The organism is Brevibacterium sp. LS14 (assembly GCF_012027885.1).
Taxonomy (GTDB): domain Bacteria; phylum Actinomycetota; class Actinomycetes; order Actinomycetales; family Brevibacteriaceae; genus Brevibacterium; species Brevibacterium casei.
In genome coordinates, this window is record NZ_SJXG01000033.1 from 16,581 (window position 1) to 33,856 (window position 17,276).

20 protein-coding genes are annotated in these 17,276 nt (G+C 67.0%); 9 read left to right on the forward strand and 11 right to left on the reverse strand.

Translation table 11 applies throughout. The features are described from left to right. The first annotated feature begins 30 nt into the window (after positions 1–30). Both EZE58_RS04465 and EZE58_RS04470 read left to right on the forward strand, forming a co-directional pair. Positions 31–1,611, forward strand: a complete 1,581-nt coding sequence (locus EZE58_RS04465; protein ID WP_009376823.1) for a succinic semialdehyde dehydrogenase — start codon at positions 31–33, stop codon at positions 1,609–1,611. A gap of 2 nt (positions 1,612–1,613) precedes the next feature. Continuing rightward, the gene (locus EZE58_RS04470; RefSeq protein ID WP_167559949.1) at positions 1,614–2,552 is read left to right on the forward strand and encodes an NAD-dependent epimerase/dehydratase family protein; all 939 of its coding nucleotides are present in this window, start codon (positions 1,614–1,616) and stop codon (positions 2,550–2,552) included. On the opposite strand, the gene EZE58_RS04475 is transcribed toward EZE58_RS04470, so the two are convergent. From EZE58_RS04475 to EZE58_RS04495, 5 genes are all read right to left on the reverse strand, one after another. Continuing rightward, complete coding sequence (locus EZE58_RS04475; RefSeq protein ID WP_009376827.1) at positions 2,524–3,489, reverse strand: LysR family transcriptional regulator; 966 nt, start codon at positions 3,487–3,489, stop codon at positions 2,524–2,526. The genes EZE58_RS04470 and EZE58_RS04475 overlap by 29 nt on opposite strands. A 73-nt stretch (positions 3,490–3,562) precedes the next feature. After that, complete coding sequence (gene dnaB, locus EZE58_RS04480) at positions 3,563–4,900, reverse strand: replicative DNA helicase (protein ID WP_009376829.1); 1,338 nt, start codon at positions 4,898–4,900, stop codon at positions 3,563–3,565. A 164-nt stretch (positions 4,901–5,064) separates the two neighbouring features. Then, positions 5,065–6,441 (reverse strand): FtsX-like permease family protein, encoded by a 1,377-nt coding sequence (locus tag EZE58_RS04485; protein WP_063250370.1) that lies wholly within the window; start codon positions 6,439–6,441, stop codon positions 5,065–5,067. Positions 6,442–6,467: 26 nt separating this feature from the next. After that, positions 6,468–7,823 (reverse strand): FtsX-like permease family protein, encoded by a 1,356-nt coding sequence (locus tag EZE58_RS04490; protein ID WP_227007234.1) that lies wholly within the window; start codon positions 7,821–7,823, stop codon positions 6,468–6,470. Between the two features lie 8 nt (positions 7,824–7,831). Further along, complete coding sequence (locus EZE58_RS04495; protein ID WP_040341366.1) at positions 7,832–8,560, reverse strand: ABC transporter ATP-binding protein; 729 nt, start codon at positions 8,558–8,560, stop codon at positions 7,832–7,834. Positions 8,561–8,750: 190 nt separating this feature from the next. Here EZE58_RS04495 and EZE58_RS04500 point away from each other — a divergent pair, with 190 nt between their 5' ends. From EZE58_RS04500 to EZE58_RS04510, 3 genes are read left to right on the forward strand one after another with little or no spacing between them, the layout of a single operon-like run. Further along, a complete protein-coding gene (locus EZE58_RS04500; RefSeq protein ID WP_009376837.1) occupies positions 8,751–9,143 on the forward strand; it encodes a metalloregulator ArsR/SmtB family transcription factor in 393 nt (130 codons plus the stop codon). Continuing rightward, positions 9,140–9,529 carry a VOC family protein gene (locus EZE58_RS04505; RefSeq protein WP_009376839.1) on the forward strand — a complete coding sequence of 130 codons (390 nt, stop codon included), beginning with the start codon at positions 9,140–9,142 and terminating at the stop codon, positions 9,527–9,529. Before EZE58_RS04500 ends, EZE58_RS04505 begins: the two co-directional genes overlap by 4 nt. 55 nt (positions 9,530–9,584) lie before the next feature. Beyond that, positions 9,585–10,646, forward strand: coding sequence for an FUSC family protein (locus EZE58_RS04510; protein ID WP_205772116.1), 1,062 nt, complete (start codon positions 9,585–9,587; stop codon positions 10,644–10,646). A 147-nt stretch (positions 10,647–10,793) separates the two neighbouring features. Here the strand turns inward: EZE58_RS04510 and EZE58_RS04515 are convergent, their stop codons facing one another. After that, positions 10,794–12,092 carry a DUF445 domain-containing protein gene (locus EZE58_RS04515; RefSeq protein ID WP_009376843.1) on the reverse strand — a complete coding sequence of 433 codons (1,299 nt, stop codon included), beginning with the start codon at positions 12,090–12,092 and terminating at the stop codon, positions 10,794–10,796. Positions 12,093–12,242: 150 nt separating this feature from the next. Between EZE58_RS04515 and EZE58_RS04520 the strand changes: the two genes are divergently transcribed. From EZE58_RS04520 to EZE58_RS04535, 4 genes are all read left to right on the forward strand, one after another. After that, positions 12,243–12,653, forward strand: a complete 411-nt coding sequence (locus tag EZE58_RS04520) for a hypothetical protein (RefSeq protein ID WP_131248443.1) — start codon at positions 12,243–12,245, stop codon at positions 12,651–12,653. Between the two features lie 12 nt (positions 12,654–12,665). Continuing rightward, on the forward strand, positions 12,666–12,881 hold the full coding sequence (locus EZE58_RS04525; RefSeq protein WP_009376846.1) for a DUF2945 domain-containing protein: 216 nt from the start codon (positions 12,666–12,668) through the stop codon (positions 12,879–12,881). After that, the gene (locus tag EZE58_RS04530; RefSeq protein ID WP_009376847.1) at positions 12,878–13,480 is read left to right on the forward strand and encodes a DUF488 domain-containing protein; all 603 of its coding nucleotides are present in this window, start codon (positions 12,878–12,880) and stop codon (positions 13,478–13,480) included. The genes EZE58_RS04525 and EZE58_RS04530 overlap by 4 nt, the downstream gene beginning before the upstream one ends. Positions 13,481–13,599: 119 nt before the next feature. Beyond that, positions 13,600–14,379: a class I SAM-dependent methyltransferase gene (locus EZE58_RS04535; RefSeq protein ID WP_167559953.1), complete on the forward strand. Its 780-nt coding sequence runs from the start codon at positions 13,600–13,602 to the stop codon at positions 14,377–14,379. Between the two features lie 163 nt (positions 14,380–14,542). Here EZE58_RS04535 and EZE58_RS04540 read toward each other — a convergent pair whose 3' ends face one another. The 5 genes from EZE58_RS04540 to rpsF form a co-directional block, all read right to left on the reverse strand. Further along, on the reverse strand, positions 14,543–15,178 hold the full coding sequence (locus EZE58_RS04540) for a DUF1345 domain-containing protein (RefSeq protein WP_009376849.1): 636 nt from the start codon (positions 15,176–15,178) through the stop codon (positions 14,543–14,545). A 247-nt stretch (positions 15,179–15,425) separates the two neighbouring features. Continuing rightward, entirely contained in the window at positions 15,426–15,884 is a 459-nt protein-coding gene (gene rplI / locus EZE58_RS04545) for a 50S ribosomal protein L9 (protein WP_009376850.1), read from the reverse strand. A gap of 16 nt (positions 15,885–15,900) precedes the next feature. Next, complete coding sequence (gene rpsR / locus EZE58_RS04550; RefSeq protein ID WP_009376853.1) at positions 15,901–16,140, reverse strand: 30S ribosomal protein S18; 240 nt, start codon at positions 16,138–16,140, stop codon at positions 15,901–15,903. A 35-nt stretch (positions 16,141–16,175) separates the two neighbouring features. Further along, positions 16,176–16,796, reverse strand: a complete 621-nt coding sequence (locus EZE58_RS04555) for a single-stranded DNA-binding protein (RefSeq protein WP_009376855.1) — start codon at positions 16,794–16,796, stop codon at positions 16,176–16,178. A gap of 31 nt (positions 16,797–16,827) precedes the next feature. Further along, the gene (rpsF, locus tag EZE58_RS04560) at positions 16,828–17,118 is read right to left on the reverse strand and encodes a 30S ribosomal protein S6 (protein WP_009376857.1); all 291 of its coding nucleotides are present in this window, start codon (positions 17,116–17,118) and stop codon (positions 16,828–16,830) included. Between the last annotated feature and the right edge of the window lie 158 nt (positions 17,119–17,276).

Genomic DNA, 17,276 nt, shown 5'->3' on the forward strand with positions numbered 1-17,276 from the left:
CCCCCACATACGCTCGAAAGGCAGACCATCGTGTCCACTCTCACCGCCGCCCGGCGGCTCACCCCCAGGATCACCACCGACCGACTCGCGGCCCTGGCACGCCGCGTCGAAGTGGCCGATCCCGCCTCCACCCAGGACGTCACCAATGCGATGACCGGTGAGGTCCTCGGCACCGTGCCGCACGGCACCAAGGCCGACGTCGTCGCCGCAGCAGAGCGCGCCCGCAGAGCGCAGCAGGCGTGGGCCGAGCGACCGATCAAGGAGCGCGCCCGCGTGCTCCTGCGCTTCCATGACCTCGTGCTCGCGCATCAGGACGAAGTCCTCGACCTCATCCAGCTCGAGAACGGCAAGGCCCGGCGGCACGCGTTCGAGGAGATCATGGATGTCGCCATCAACGCCCGCTACTACGCGCATACCGCCGAGAGGATCCTCCGGCCCAAGCGCCGGCAGGGTGTGCAGCTGGGGCTGACGAAGGTCTGGGAACTCCACCATCCGAAGGGCGTCGTCGGGGTGATCTCGCCGTGGAACTATCCGCTCACCCTCGGCATCAGCGATGCCCTTCCGGCGATCGTCGCCGGCAACGCCGTGCTCGCCAAGCCGGACGCGCAGACCCCGTTCTCCGCCCTGTGGGCCGTCGAACTGCTCGAACGGGCGGGCATGCAGCCCGGCCTCGTCCAGGTCGTCACCGGTTCGGGTGCCGAGCTCGGCCGGCCGATCATCGAGAACTCCGACTTCCTCATGTTCACGGGGTCGACCGCCGTCGGTCGCACCGTCGCCGCGCAGGCCGGGGAGAACCTCATCGAGTCCTCGATGGAGCTCGGCGGGAAGAACGCCCTGCTCGTCCTCGACGATGCCGATGTCGACAATGCCGTGTCCGGGGCGATCCGGGCGAGCTTCTCCAACACCGGTCAGCTGTGCATCTCGATGGAGCGGATCTATGTCCCGGGCGTCCTCTGGGACGAGTTCACGACGAAGTTCGCCGCGGCGGCGCAGGCGATGACGCTGTCGGCCGGTCTCGACTACTCGGGGGACATGGGATCGCTCGTCTCGCAGAAGCAGCTCGACACCGTCGTCCGCCATGTCGAGGATGCGAAGGCCAAGGGAGCGACCGTCCTCGCCGGTGGGAATGCCCGCCCGGATCTCGGCCCGTTCTTCTTCGAGCCGACGATCCTCACCGATGTCGACGCGTCGATGGAGGTCTTCGCCCACGAGACCTTCGGTCCCGTCGTCAGCCTCTACCGCGTCGCCGACGAGGAGGAGGCGATCGCGAAGGCCAACGACAGCGACTACGGACTCAACTTCAGCGTGTGGACCTCGGATGAGGACCGCGGTGTCCGGGTGGCTGCGCGTCTCGAGGCGGGAACCGTCAACGTCAACGACGCCTATGCCGCCGCGTGGGGCTCCGTCGACGCTCCGATGGGAGGGATGAAGTCCTCGGGACTCGGCCGACGTCACGGGGAGCACGGCATCCTCAAGTACACGGAATCGCAGACCATCGCCGCCTCGCGACTCCTGCCCGTCGGTGCACCGGACAAGGCCGATCCCGCACGCTACGCCCGCATCGTCTCCGGCGCGCTGCGCGTGCTCAAGCACATCCCGGGAGTGAAGTGATCATGCAGACCATCCTCGGAGCCGGCGGACCCATCGCCGATGAGCTCGCCCGCGAGCTCCACCGGAACTTCACAACAGACATCCGCCTCGTCAGCCGGCGACCCAAACAGGTCAACGGCACCGATGAGCTCGTCGCCGCCGACCTCATGGACCCGGTCTCGACCGAGCGCGCCGTCGCGGGCAGCGAGATCGCCTACCTCACCGTGGGACTGCCGATGGATTCGGCGCTGTGGGAGGAGAAGTTCCCGGTGATGATGAGGAACGTCATCGACGCGTGCAAGGTCCACGGCACGAAGCTCGTCTTCTTCGACAACACGTACATGTATCCGGGCATGCCTGCCCCGCAGACCGAGTCGACGGGATTCGCGCCCGGCGGCCGGAAGGGTCGGGTGCGGGCGGAGATCGTCACGATGCTGCTCGAGGAGATGGCCGCTGGGACGATCGAGGCGCTCATCGGTCGGGCCCCGGAGTTCTACGGGCCGGGGAAGACGAAGAGCTGGTCGAACATGCTCGTCTTCGACCGGATCAGGGCGGGCAAGCGCCCGCTGGTGCCGGTGAGCGCGCGGACGAAGCGCTCGCTCATATGGACACCGGATGCCTCGCGGGCGCTCGCGCTCCTCGGCAACACCCCCGACGCGTACGGGCAGACGTGGCATCTGCCGATCGATGAGAATCGCCAGACCTACCGGCAGCTCATCGGAATCGCCTCGGCGGTCACCGGGCGGAGGATCGGGTACACGGTGCTGCCGCTGTGGGTGTTCAAGATCGGGAGCCGGTTCAATCCGATGCTCGCCGAGGCGGCCGAACTCCTTCCCCGGTACCGCGGGGACAACGTGTTCGACACCGCGAAGTTCACCTCCCGCTTCCCCGACTTCGCCGTGACCACCTACGAAGAGGGAGTCAGGGCGATCCTCACCGAGCCGGCTGATCGGGCGCACTGACGAGAGCGGCGCCGCCGGTCTCGGCCGGAGTGTCCGCCCGTCTGCTCCGGCCGAGCAGCGCCTCCGCCTGCGAGACGGTCTCCTCCCGCAGCGCCTGGACGACGGCGGCGACCGCGGGACGGCGCAGCGAATCCGTGCGCAGGACCATCCAATACGGGAGGCGTTCGGAGAGCTCGCCCGGCAGCAGCCGGACGAGGTCGGGATGCCGGTCGGCCATGAAGCACGGGAGGAACCCGATGCCTGCTCCAGCCCGCGTGGCCTCGACGTGGACGAATACGTTCGTCGAGGTCAGGCCGTCGCGCATCGCCGGGACCAGGCGTCTGGGGGCATCAAGGTCGTCGACGTGGAGCATCGCGTCGACGAAGTAGACGAGCTGGTGCTCCATGAGTTCGTCGACGGTGTTCGGGGTCCCGTGCTCGGTGAGGTAGTCGCGGGCGGCGTACATGCCCAGCGCGTACTCACCGAGTCGCAGCGCTTCGGCGCGGTGGACCTGGGGTTCGCCGACGACGATCTCGATGTCGAGACCCGAGCGCTGCTGCAGCGCCTGCCTCGTCACCGTGATGATCTCGACGCTCAGCCCCGGATGAGCTCGCCGCAACTTCGCGACCGCCGGAGAGGCGATAAAGGCGCTGAATCCGTCGGTCGCCGACATCCGCACGACCCCGGTGATCGGGTCGGGGGTCTGTCCGGATTCGCCGAGGCTGTGGACCGCGGACTCGACCTGTTCGGCGACGCGGACGGCGGAGGCTCCGAGTTCGGTGAGCTCCCAGCCCCCGGCTGAGCGGGAGAGCACGCGGCCGCCGAGTGACTTCTCGAGGGCGGCGATCCGCCGGGAGATCGTCGTGTGGTTGACCTTGAGAACCCGGGCAGCCGACGCGAACTTCCCCGACCGGGAGACCGCGAGCAGCACGAGCAGGTCGTTCGGCGTCGTGTCCATGACTGCCATCGTACAAAGCGACTCAGGCGTCGGCGGAGCCCTCGCGGTAGATCTTGGCCCGCGTGATCGCCCCCTACTGCGGCATGTTGACGAAGCGCGACTTCGCTCCCTGGAACGCCACGGCGATGTCACCGGTCGGTCCGGCACGGTGCTTGGCGACGATGATGTCGGCCTCACCGGCGCGTTCGTGCTCCTTGTCGTACATGTCCTCACGGTGGATGAGGAGGACCATGTCGGCGTCCTGCTCGATCGAACCGGATTCGCGCAGATCGGAGATCATCGGGCGCTTGTCGGTGCGCTGCTCGCTGCCGCGGTTGAGCTGGGAGAGCGCGATGACGGGAACCTCGAGCTCCTTCGCGAGCAGCTTGAGCGAACGGGAGAACTCGGAGACCTCCTGCTGACGCGACTCGACGCGCTTGCCCGAGCTCATGAGCTGGAGGTAGTCGACGCAGACCATCTTGAGGTCGTGCTGCTGCTTGAGCCGGCGGCATTTCGCGCGGATCTCGGTGAGCGCCATGTTCGGCGAGTCGTCGACGAAGAGCGGGGCATCGTTGATGCGGGCCTCGGTCGCGGCGAGGTTCGTCCAGTCGTGGGGGCTGAGCTCGCCGCGGCGCAGGGACTGCAGGGGGATCTCCGACTCGGCCGAGAGCAGGCGCATGACGAGCTCGTTCTTGCCCATCTCGAGGGAGAAGAAGACGGCGGCCTGCTTGTGGTGGATCGCCGCCGAGCGGATGAAGTCGAGGGCCAGCGTCGACTTGCCGACACCGGGGCGCGCGGCGATGACGATCATCTGCCCGGGGTGGAGGCCGTTGGTGAGCTGGTCGAACTCGGTGAACCCGGTCGGCACACCCGCGGTCTGCCCATCCGTATCGCCGTTGCGTTCGATCTCCTGCGCCACCTCGCCGAGGATCTCGGAGAGGATGACGTAGTCCTCGGTCGTGTGCTTCTCCGTGACCCGGTAGATCTCGGCCTGCGCGTTGTTGACGACGTCATCGGTGTCGCCCTCGGCGTCATAGCCCATCTGCACGATCCGCGTGCCCGCCTCGACGAGGCGGCGCAGAACGGCGCGTTCGCGCACGATCGTCGCATAGTACGCGGCGTTCGCCGCGGTCGGCACCGAGGCGATGAGCGTGTGGAGGTAGGCGGGCCCGCCGATGCGCGAGAGGTCACCGGTCTTCGTCAGGTAGTTCGCGACCGTCACCGAGTCCGCGGGCTCACCGCGCGAGTAGAGGTCGAGGATCGCCTCGTAGATCGTCTCGTGGGCCGGACGGTAGAAGTCGTCGCCGGACATCGACTCGACGCAGTCGGCGATCGCGTCCTTCGACAGGAGCATCGCCCCGAGGACGCTCTCCTCGGCCTCGACGTCCTGCGGAGGGGTCCTCAGGCCGTCGAACTCCTGATCTGTCGTCACTCCCAAGACTTCCTCCCTCGCCGTTCCACGGCCCCGACCCGGATGCAGTGCCATCCCACTTTACCCGGGCCCGACTCGGGATCGACAGCGATCCTCGTCACCGCCTCGGCGACCGAACGAAGGGCCCGCCGAGGCGGTGCTGCGGTGGTCCTGCCAGACGTCCCTCAGACCCGGGCGCGCCCGGCAGTCGCCACCGAGGCGAGAATCGGCTTCGCGAGTTGGAGGCCGAGTCTGATGACGACGATACCGACGACCACTGACGCGAGGATCGTCAAGAACGTGACCGGCTTGAACACGAGCGCCGCACCGGCCAGGGGCAGGACGAGGAGGAGGCCGAGTCCACCGGCGAGCAGGCTCACCCAGACGACCGGGGAGAGCACGGCCCGCACGAGGGCTGCGTGCATCGTGTCGACATCCATGCCCGCGGCATAGAGGTCGGCGAACGTGTCGGCCCGGTCGTAGATGTCGGCGACCTGGTTGATGAGCGCCGAGACGGCGATGAGGACGATCGAGATGCCGAGGACGAGGAGGATGCCGGTGAACATGTCCTCGAAGAACACCCCCACCTCGGCGGGGGCATCGGTCGCGGGATCCTCGACGGAGTCCATGCCCAGCTGCATGAGAGCGATGCCCGACCCTCCGACGGCGGCGACGAACGCCGTCATCGCCAGCCCGGAGACCCGGCGCCAGAACCGCTTCGGCTCGTCCGAGACGAGGCGGGCCGCGATGAGCCGCGCCGGGGACGAGGCCCGGGTGCCGGCGATGTGGGCGAACCACCGCATGAGCAGTCCGCCGAGGAGGTCGACGACGATGAGCCCGAGGAGGAAGACCGTGAGGATCGCAGCGATGACCACGGCGAAGCCGAGCTCCGCCGACTTCGCGACGAGGATTCCCACGGGCAGGAGGAGGATCGCGATGGCCACGGCGATGACGCGGCCGAGGGGGAACTTCCGGTCGAGTGACTTCGTGCGCACTCCGAGCGGGGAGACCGTGACCTTCCGCAGCCCGACGAGTGCTGAGAGGACGCAGACGAGGATGAGGAAGACGACGACGCCGGCGAGCAGCAGCGGGGGCATGAGCATGTTCGCGTACCCGATCGGCGCGCCGAGGAAGTGGATGAGGCTGACCGGCCACGCGAGCACGAGGTACCCGGCGACGCCGAGGACGATGCCGCACACAGCCGGGACGAGGGGCTCGGCGACGGCGAGCGCGACGATCTCAGAGCGCCTGGCTCCGAGCAGCGACATCGTCGAGAGCCTCTCGTCCTGCCGCCTCGCCGAGAGCGTCGCCGAGGCCGACGCCAGGGTGCTCGCCGGGATGACGAGGAGCACCGTGGCGAAGGCGGCGAGGAACTTGTACATTCCGTCGATCCCCTCGGCCTCGGGGATCGGCGGGATCTGGAAGAACATCCACGCCCCCGCGGCGACGGTGAGGAAGAGCGTCGCGCAGGCGAAGAACGAGCTCATCACGAGCAGCGAACTCGGGGAGGTCACGGTTCTGCGACCGAGGACGACGGGGAGGATCTTCACGGGTGCCGACATGGCTGACTCCTGTTCGGGCGGTCGCCTCAGGCGGCGACCGCGGTGACGCGGCGGACGAGCGGACGAGTGAACTGCAGTCCCAGCCACACCATCGCCACTCCGCCGATGAGGACTGCGGAGACGACGCCGAGGGTCACGGGATCACCGACATCTTCGGCCTGAGCCATGACCGCCGCGAGCAGTCCGCCGAGGACGAGGGAGACGAGGGTGACGAGGATGATCGGGGACATCACCGAACGGACGGTGACTCCGTGCATCATCGACTGCGTCATGCCGGCCGCGTGGAGCTCACGGTACGTCGAGGCACGGTCGAGGATGTCCGCGGCCTGGTTGATCGTCGCGGACACGACGATGAAGACGAACGCGAATCCGAGGGTGAGGATGAGTCCGGTGAAGACGTCGTCCGCGGTGAACTGGTACGGGCCCATCTGCGCGAGCTCCTCGGCGGGCAGGGCCTCGATGTTGCCCCGCATCATCGCCGCTCCCGCTCCGCCGACGACGGCGATGAAGGTGATGAGTGCGAGACCGGCGACCCGACGCCAGTACTGCGACGGCGCATCGGCGATCATCGCCGCCGAGAGCATCGCACCGGGGCGACGGGCGATGCGGCTGCTGACCGCGGCGTGGACCCTCATGATGAGCACACCGAGGACGTTGATGACGAGGAGGGCGACGCCGATCGTGACGATGCTCGCGATCGCTGTCGTCAGCTGACGCTGTCCCTCCTGCTGGGAGAAGACGAGGGCGGAGACCATGACGACGGCGAGGACGGCGACGGTGATGATGCGCACGATCGGGAACTTCCGCGCCAGCGAGCGGGTGCGCACACCGAGCGGGGAGACGATGACCTTGCGCAGCCCGAGAAGAGCGGCGAGGAGACACACGAGGAGGAGCCCGACGACGACCGCAGCGAGCAGCCAGACCGGCATGAGCAGCGCAGAGTATCCGAGCGGAACACCGGTGAAGACGATGAAGCTGAGGGGGTAGGCGAGGACCAGGTAGCCGACGATGCCGGCGAGGATGCCCGCGGCAGCGGGGATGAAGGGTTCGGCGACGGCCACGAGGCGCACCGTGCCCTTCGAGGCACCGAGGAGCGAGAGCGTCGAGAGGCGCTCGTCCTGACGGCGGGCACTGAGCTTCGCTGAGGCGACGCCGAGGCTGACGGCGGGGACGATGAGGAAGACCGTGGCGAGGACGGCGAGCATGCGGTAGAGCTCAGCCACCTCGGCGTAGCGGTCGACCTCGGGACGGTCGTTGAACGCCCAGGCGCCGGCGGCGACGGTGAGGAACAGGGTCGAGCAGGCGAAGAACGCGATCGCGACGAGGCGGGCCGTCGTCGAGGTGAACGTCTGCTTCGAGAGGACGAGTGGGAGGACATTCATGGTCGGCATCACCCGTTGTTCGTCGCGTACTGCGCGGCGGAGTCGGAGACGATGCGGCCGTCGGCGAGGCGCACGACGCGCGAGCAGCGGGCAGCGACGTTCTCGTCGTGGGTGACGACGACGAGCGTCGAGCCGCGACCGGTCGTCGAGGCGAGCAGCTCGGAGAGGACCTCGGAGGAGGTGCGGGAGTCGAGGGCTCCGGTCGGTTCGTCGGCGAAGGTGACGACGGGCTGGGTGACCTGGGAGCGGGCGATGGCCACACGCTGGGCCTGGCCGCCGGAGAGCTGACCGATGCGCTTGGTCAGGTGTTCGCCGAGGCCGAGGCGCTGGAGCCAGGCACGGGCGTGCTTCGTGGCCTCGGTGCGGTTCATGCCGGCGAGCATCGCGGCGAGCGCGACGTTGTCCTCGGCGCTGAGTTCGGGCAGGAGGAGTCCCTGCTGGAAGACGAAGCCGAAGACCTCACGGCGCAGGGCGGTGCGGCCGGACTCCTTGAGGCCGGTGATGTCCGCGGCGGCGCTGCGGTCGGTCGGCAGCAGTCGGATCGAACCCTCATCGGGGCGGATGATGCCGGCGAGGCAGTGGAGCAGGGTCGTCTTGCCGGACCCGGAGGGTCCCATGATGGCCAGGGATTCGCCGAGGCCGATGTCGAGGCCGACTCCGGCGAGGGCGTAGGTCTGGTTGTAGTGCTTGACGACGTTGGAGGCGGTGATGATCGCGGGCATCTGTGTTGTGTTCATATCTCAATGGTTTCGCGGATCGTTCTCAGCGACCATGCAGTCCTCCCACTGCTCGCAGTCGGAAAACCCGACTCTCCAGGTGGGGTATGGCAGGCGAATGTGGCGTGGGTCAACAGAACGGCCAGATTCGGCCCGATCCGAGGCCCCCAGACCATTGACAGGCAAGTGATCACTTGCCTATGGTGGCGGGGTGACGGACCTCTTCAAGGCGATCGCCGACCCGACGAGGCGGACGATCCTCGACGAGCTCGCCGAGCGCGACGACCAGACCCTGTTCGAGATCTGCTCGCGCCTGGCGAACAGGCACGGGCTCGGCCTGTCCCGGCAGGCGGTGTCACAGCACCTCGAGGTCCTCGAATCCGCCGGCCTCGTCGTCACCAGGAGGGAGGGGCGCTACAAGTTCCACCGGCTCGATCCCGAACCGCTCCGGACAGCGTTCGACCGGTGGACCGGAGGGCAGCAGGCGGCAGCGCAGTCCGACGGCACCGCCCGCCCAGCACAGAACAGCCCAGCACCGGACCGCCCAGCACCAGCCACCCCAACCCAAGGCACCGCAGACCCCAGAGAAGGAGACCCATCATGAAGGCACAGTGGATCAGTATCCCTGTCGAGGACCAGGCCCGCGCGCTCGAGTTCTACACCGACAAGCTCGGCTTCGTCCTCAAGCACGACGTCCCCGTCGGTGAGGCGCGCTGGCTCACGGTCGTCTCACCCGAGGCGCCCGACGGCGTCGAGGTCGTCCTCGAGCCGATGGGGCACCCCGCGGCCCGCGAGTACACCTCGGCGCTCAAAGCCGACGGGATCCCGATCAACCAGTTCGCCGTCGACGACGTCGCCGCGGAGTACGAGCGGCTGACCGGCCTCGGCGTATCATTCACCCAGAAGCCCCTCGAGATGGGGCCGATCACCACCGCCGTGCTCGACGACACGGTGGGCAATCTCGTCCAGCTCATCCACCAGGAGGAATGACCGCGCCCCGGTACGTCCGCCGACCACCTGGCGGGTGGCGGTCGGCACCACAGCCATGAAGAGGATCATCGACTATCTGCGGGGCACCCTGCGCCTCGAGCCCGGCGATGACGACCGGGGGGCACCGATCCGGGTCGGCCTCGGCGTCGCGATCCCCTCGCTCGTCCTCCTCATCCTCGGGTATGAGCAGTTCATCATCTACGCGGTCTTCGGTGCCTTCTGCGGCATGTACGGCCGCGGCGAGCCGCACCAGCTGCGACTCATCCACCAGCTCCAGGCAGCCGTGCTCCTCCTCTCCGGAGTCGTCATCGGCGTCATGCTCGCGACGATGGACACACCCGTGTGGGGGCTCATCGGCATCGAGGCGTTCTTCGCCGCGGTCGGGTCGATCATCGCCGACCGCGCGCGGATGCGCCCGGGAGGACCGTTCTTCGCCATCTTCGCCCTCGGCACCTGTGCCTCGGTCGAACCGCTCGCCCCACCGTGGGTGTCGATCGGCATCAGCGTCCTCGCGGCGGCCTTCGCGATCGCCATCGGCTTCCTCGGATGGTTCCGGACCCGCGCCTGGCGGCCAGGCTCCCGGCGGGCGATCACCCCGCTGCGCAGCCCGCATGCTCCGCGCATGGTCAGGCACGCTGCCACGTATGCGGTGGCGGTCGCCTCGGCGGGGATCCTCGGCACGCTCATCGGACTCGATCACGCGTACTGGGCGATGGCCTCGGCGGCCGTGCCGCTGGCCGCGGCCGAGCTTCCCGGCCGCATCTCCCGCGGCGTCCACCGGGTCCTCGGGACGTTCTCGGGACTCATCCTCACCGCGCTCATCCTCTGGCCGGACCCCTCACCGGTGTGGCTGGCGATCCCGGTCATCCTCCTCCAGTTCCCGACCGAGTACCTGATGATGCGCAACTACGGGTTCGCGCTCACGTTCTTCACCCCGATGATCCTCCTCATGACCCAGCTCGCGCACCCGATCCCACGCTCGACGCTCATCATCGACCGCGGGATCGAGACACTGCTCGGGGCGGTCGTCGGCATCGCCGTCGTCCTCGTCGTCGGGTACTTCGGCAGGCGTCGCAGCGCTCAGTCGCGCACGGACGACGGCCTCGCCGAGGCGTGAGCCGGGTTCCGCACTCATCGCACCTCGGCTCGTGCCGGGTCACCGCCCGCGGCCTCGGGCGGATGGGCAGACCGTCGATCGTGAGTTCCGTGCGCATGGCGGCATCGGTCCTCTCACCGGACGATGCGGTCGGTGATGACGCCGGTCTCAGGTCGGGAGGAGGACGATGACCGTGTGGAGGGCGAGGCCGACGAGTGCGCCGATGACGGTGCCGTTGATGCGGATGTACTGGAGGTCGCGGCCGACGTAGAGCTCGATGCGGTCGGCGGCCTCCTTCGCGTCCCAGCGTTCGATCGTGTCCGAGATGACGCTGGCGATCTCGGGGCCGAAGCTCTCGGCGAGGTCGCCGGCGGTCGTCGCGACGCGGTCGTCGATCCTCTCCGCGAACGCGGTGTCGGTCTGGAGGCGCTCGGCGAATTCGCCGATGAGATCGGCGATGCGGTCGCGGACCTCACCGTCGGGTTCGATGATCGCCTCGCGCAGGAGCTGCTTGAGGGAGGTCCAGATCTCGAGGACCGAGTCGACGACCCCGTCCTGGGTGAGGAGGTCGTTGATGATGTCCTCGGCCTTCTCGGCGAGCGGCGTGTCGGTCGAGAGGTCGGTGGAGAGGTCGACGAGCCACGCGTCGAGGGCCTGGCGGGCCTTGTGGTACGGGTTGTCGCGGACGTCGACGAGCCAGCCGAGGATCTCGCGCTGGAGACGGCTGGCGAGCTGATCGTTGACGAAGTCGGGCACCCAGGACGGGGCGCGGTTGTGGACGATCTCGTCGATGACCTGCGGATTGTCGCTCAACCAGGTGTACGCCTCGGCGATGACGAGGTCGACGAGCTTGTGGTGGGCACCGTCGAGGACGATCTGGCGCAGCAGCTGGCCGAGCACCGGTGACTTCTTCGTCGCGACCAGACGCGGGATGATGACGTTGCGGGTGAGCGCCGCGATCTGCTCGTCGTCGATGCGGTCGAGGACGTACTCGAGTCCGCCGGCGGCCCGGTCGACGACGAGGTCGCGGTTGGCGGACCTGCTCAGCCATTCCCCGGCGCGCCGTGAGACTCCCAGCGACCGGATCTTCGTCGACACCGCCTCGGCGTGGAGGAAGTTCGTCGCAACGAACGCGGAGAGACTCGCCCCCAGGGCGTCCTTCTTCCGGGGGATGATCGCGGTGTGCGGGATCGGCAGGCCGAGTGGGTGGCGGAAGAGTGCGGTCACGGCGAACCAGTCGGCGATCGCACCGATCATCGCGGCCTCGGAGCCGCGGGCGATGAAGCCCCAGACGCCCGAGAGGTCGGTGAAGAGGTTCGTCGAGAGGAAGATGAGGGTCGCGAGGATGAGCAGGGAAAGGGCGAGCCGACGCATCTTCCGCAGGCCCCGCGCTCGTTCCCGATCCTCCGGTGTGAGTTCGCTCGGCCCGCCGAAGCGCGGCATCAGCTCGGTTCTCTCGATCGTCATCTCTACCCCCTGGGCACCGACTCTAGCGAACACCGACTCTAGCGAACTATGGGCCGGGTTCCGTGCCGACCGGCTGGGTCGGACCTGGGAACCTCAGCTGCCACGGTCGATCCCAGTGTGCGTTGCGGCCGGCCGGAGTACCGTGGAGCCATGAACCGAGCATTGACCGACCTCGAGAGGAACACAGCGCTTCTCCTCATCCGTCGCGGTCACACCTCGCCGAGTGCCGAGGACTATGCGGAGTTCACGCCCGAACAGAAGGAAGGGTGGGATCCGCCGACGGCGATCACGGATGCTCAGCGGGCATTGTGGGAGGCCAACCTCGCCGAGGTGGTCGTCACCTCGGCGTGCGGATGCGGGATGTGTCCGACGGTGGACCTCGATCCTGTCGACGGCAAGACTGTGCGTTCCGACGATGATCTCGTGCTCAGTGCATACCTCCCCGATGCTCTCCTCTACCTCATCATCGACGAAGGTGTTCCGAGCAGTCTCGAGCTCGCCCCGCTCGACGACAGCGTCGCCTACGCCGAATTCCCTCCAGCCGAGCGCATCGAATTCTGAAAGGAGGCCGACATGGCACACGAATTCTCCGTCGGCGATCACGTGGGGTGGAACTCCGAGGCCGGTGAGGTCTCCGGGCACATCATCCGGGTCCACACCGCGGATTTCGACTACAAGGGGCACACGCACCGGGCGACGCCGGACGATCCCCAGTACGAGATCAAGAGCGACAAGACCGATCACATCGCCGCCCACAAGGGCAGCGCACTCCACCTCATCGACGAATGAGCGATTCCGCGCCGGAACCGGATGGGCCCGCATCGGGTGAGCCCGAAGCCCCCGCACCCGCACCGGGCGGACCCGACTTCCTCACGATCGGCCATTCGAACCGGCCCCTCGAGGAGTTCCTCGACCTTCTCCACGAGAATCGCGCCGAGGTGGTCGTCGACGTCCGCAAGCTGCCCGGATCGAAGGCGAACCCGCAGTTCAACGCCGATGTCCTCGCCGAGGCGCTTGCGGATCAGCACATCGAGCTGCGTCGTCTCGACGGACTGACCGGACGGCGGAATGTCAGCGACGACGTGCCCTTCGACGTCAACGCATGGTGGGAGAACCGCAGCTTCCACAACTACGCCGACCACGCCCTCGGCGTAGAGTTCGCTACCGACATCGATGTCCTGCTCGGATGGGGCGATGAGCGGCGGTGTGCCGTTATGTGCTCGGAGGCCGTGTGGTGGCGCTGTCATCGGCGCATCATCGCCGACTACCTGCTGGCCCGTGACCATCCCGTCCGTCATGTGCTCGGAAGGAATCAGACCGCCGAGGCGGTGCTCAGCTCAGGTGCCGTCGTCGCCGACGACCGGACCATCACCTACCCGAAGCGCTGATTCCGCCCTCAACGTCCTCGTCCTACCCTCGGCAGTCTTCCCGAGGAGGATCGAGTTCGAAATCGGGCTCGGATTCGCACCGGATCCTCCTCGGGAATGCTGTTCCTTAGACTGTCCAAATGGAACCCCATACCGACAGAGCGCGAGCCGAGTCCTTCGGTCCCGTAGCCGACCAGTATGACCGCTACAGGCCCCGGTATCCGAAGGAGCTGCTGACCGCGATGTTAGAAGCTTCGTCGGGTTCGAAACCTCGACTACGGGCACTTGATGTCGGTGCAGGTACCGGGATTCTTGCCATGCAGTTACGGGAGCGAGGGTGCGATGTCCTTGCGGTCGAACCCGATCCGGGCATGGCCGCCGTCGCCGCAGGCAAGGGCCTGCACGTGGAAACGGCGAAGTTCGAACAGTGGGACCCATCCGGCAGAGAATTCGACATCGTTGCGTTCGGACAGTCGTTCCATTGGGTCGATCCGGTTCCGGCACTTTCCCGAATTCGGAAGATCCTCACTCCCTCAGGCACACTCGCACTTGCCTGGAACCGCATCGTTCCACAGGGCCCTCCCGCGAGGCGAATCGATGAGACCTTGGACGAGTATCTTCCGCAGCAAGATCGTTCCAGTGGAGAAGTCGACAGCGAGGGCGCAGAACAGGACGGCCCGGCCCCATTGGTCGAGGTGCTGCGACGGAATAGCTTCGATGTCGAAGAACTCCACTTCGAGGAAAGCCTCCGATACGCTCCAGAGGCGTGGTTGTCGATGGTCGCCACCCATTCGGATCAGCTCACTACGGGGACCGAAGATCGACTGGCTCTGCACACCGCGCTCAGGGATGCTCTAGGACAGGACGTACTCGAGACGCAGAACCATGCGCTGTTGCTTGTGGCGAAACCACGACGATGAGCACCGCCCTAGCGAGAATGGGTGACTCCCCGAGGAGGATCGAGTTCGAAATCGGGCTCAGTTTCGCACTGGATCCTCCTCCGGAACAGCCGACAGCCCCGACTGCGGCGTCGACAACACGCACGACCGCACCCGCAGCGCAACTCCCTGCGCCCCGCCACCCTCAGTTCGAGAAGACCCCGACGACGAGGTTGATGGCCGTGGCGAGGATGACCGCGTTGAAGACGTAGGACAGCAGACTGTGGCGCAGCACCACGGCGCGGATCTGCGTGTCGGAGACGCTCGTGTCCGTGACGCCGAAGGTCATGCCGACCGCGTAGCCGAAGTAGAGGAAGTCCTTGTAGTTGGGCACCCGATCGGAGTTGAAGTCGATGCCGCCGGGGGTCCCGTCGCCGAAGTACATGTAGGCGTAGCGCGCGCTGTAGAGGATCTGCAGGCCGGCCCAGGACATGAAGACGCCGAGGAGGGCGATCGCCGCCTCCCAGTTCCCGGCCTGGGAGCCGCCGACGATCTGGAGGAGGATGATGCCGCCGAGACCGCAGAGCTGGGCGATCGTGATGACGACCTCGTCGAGGACGGGGTTGAAGTCCTCCCGGCTCGCGTTCGACTTCGTCTCCTCGGAGGACATCGGCCACAGGGCGGCGGTGCCCACGAGCACGAAGAACGTCGTCGCCGCCGCGATGCCGACGAGGAACCCATCGCCGGTGGTGGTGAGGAGACCGACGATGCCGCCGATGATGAATCCGACGATGATGGACGCGACGAGCCGTCCGGTGGCGCTGATCATGAGCTTCTTCATTGGGTCACGTCTCCAATCGACCGGGGCGGGAGTTCCGACAACCGAGGTTTTCGACAACACTCTGCCACACCCGGAGCCGATCTGGCCGTTCCCAGCCACGTGAATGCACGACCGCCGGGTGCCCACGGTGGGGCACCCGGCGGTCGTGGTCTCGGCGGCCGGTCCCGGAGGACCGACCAGCTCACAGTCCCGGAGGACCGATCAGCCTACGGTCCCGCAGGACCGTCAGCCGATCAGGCTACGGCGATCAGGCCTTGCCGATGACGTCGAACTTGGCGTTCGCGGTGATCGTGTCGTTGACGCGCACGACAGCGGTGTAGCTGCCGGAGGTCTTGACGTGACCGGTGAGCGCCACCTGACGACGATCGAAGTCGTGTCCGGTCGCGGTCTGCAGCGCCTCGGCGACGAGTGCCGGGGTGACGGCGCCGAAGAGGCGACCGTTCTTGCCGGCTTTGAGCTCGATGCGAGCGCTCGTCGACTCGAGCTGGTCCTTGACGCGGACGGCTTCGTCGTGGTCGGCGATCTGCTTGGCCTGACGGGCCTTGCGCAGCGCGAGGATCTGCTTCTCCGCGCCCTCGGTCCACGGGGTGGCCCAGCCGCGGGGGACGAGCAGGTTGCGCGCGTAGCCGGCGCGAACCTCGACGATGTCACCGGCGGCCCCGAGGCCGTCGACTTCCTGAGTGAGAATCACTTTGCGATTCGGCATAACTGTTCTCCTCCGATCAGCGAGCAGAGCTCGAGTAGGGCAGGAGTGCCATCTCGCGGGCGTTCTTGACGGCCTTCGCGATGACGCGCTGTTCCTGCACGGTCACGCCGGTGACGCGCCGTGCACGGATCTTGCCACGGTCAGAAATGAACTTGCGGAGCGTAGCGGTGTCCTTGTAGTTGATGTTGGCCGCTTCGCCCTTCTTGAGCGGATTCGCCTTCTTCTTGATAGGCTTCCGGATCTCTGGCTTTGCCATGAGTCTCTCCTGTATGAGAAATGTCTAAAACGTGGTCAGAACGGCGGTTCGTCGGCGCCGGGATTGCCCCAGCCGCCGTTGTCGTTCTGGGGAGAAGATGATGCCCACGGGTCGTTGTTCGGACCGTTGTTCCCCTGGCTGTAGCCGCCCTGGCGCTGTCCACCCTGCTGCGGGTTGCCCTGCTGCGGGTTGTTGCCCCACCCCGACGACTGCTGCTGGTAGCCGCCCTGCTGGCCGCCACCCTGGTAGCCGCCGGAGTTGCCGCCACCGCCGGAGAAGCCTCCGCCGCCGCGTTCGTTCTTCGAGACCTGAGCGGTCGCGCGTCGCAGGCTGGGGCCGACTTCGTCGACGTCCAGCTCCATGACCGTGCGCTTCTCGCCTTCCTTGGTTTCGAACGAGCGCGACTTCAGTCGGCCCTGCACGATGACCCGGGTACCCCGCTGCAGCGATTCGGCGACGTTCTCTCCCATCTCACGCCAGACCGAGCAGCGCAGGAACAGGGTCTCCCCGTCCTTGAACTCGTTCGACTGACGGTCGAAGATACGCGGCGTCGAGGCCACGGTGAAGTTCGCGACTGCAGCACCGTTGGGTGTGAAGCGCAGTTCGGGATCGCTTGTCAGGTTCCCGACGACCGTGATGACTGTTTCGCCTGCCATTGAATGCTCCTCAAACGGGGTAGCGTGACGCTTACTTGGCGTCCGGGCGGAGGATCTTGGTCCGCAGCACCGACTCGTTGAGTCCGAGCTGACGATCGAGTTCCTTGGTCGTGGCCGGCTCCGCGTGGAAGTCCACCACGACGTAGTAGCCCTCGGACTTCTTCTGGATCTCGTAGGCGAAGCGCCGACGTCCCCAGATGTCCACGTTGTCGACGGTTCCGTTCTCTGCCGGGACAACCTTGATCAGGTTGTTCACGGTGTCAGCCAACGTCCGCTCTTCGAGGTCGCTGTCGAGAATGAGCATGAGCTCGTAATGACGCATGTGTCACCCACCTCCTCTGGTCTTCACGGCCATGGTCGGTCCATGGCAGGAGGGTAAATGCGTGCCCGTTCCGTCCTCCGCGAGGTCCGCGAAATGGGAACAGACCTCCCTATTCTACGGGACCGCGCCGCCGGCTGTCATGTCGGTTTCCCGTGCCC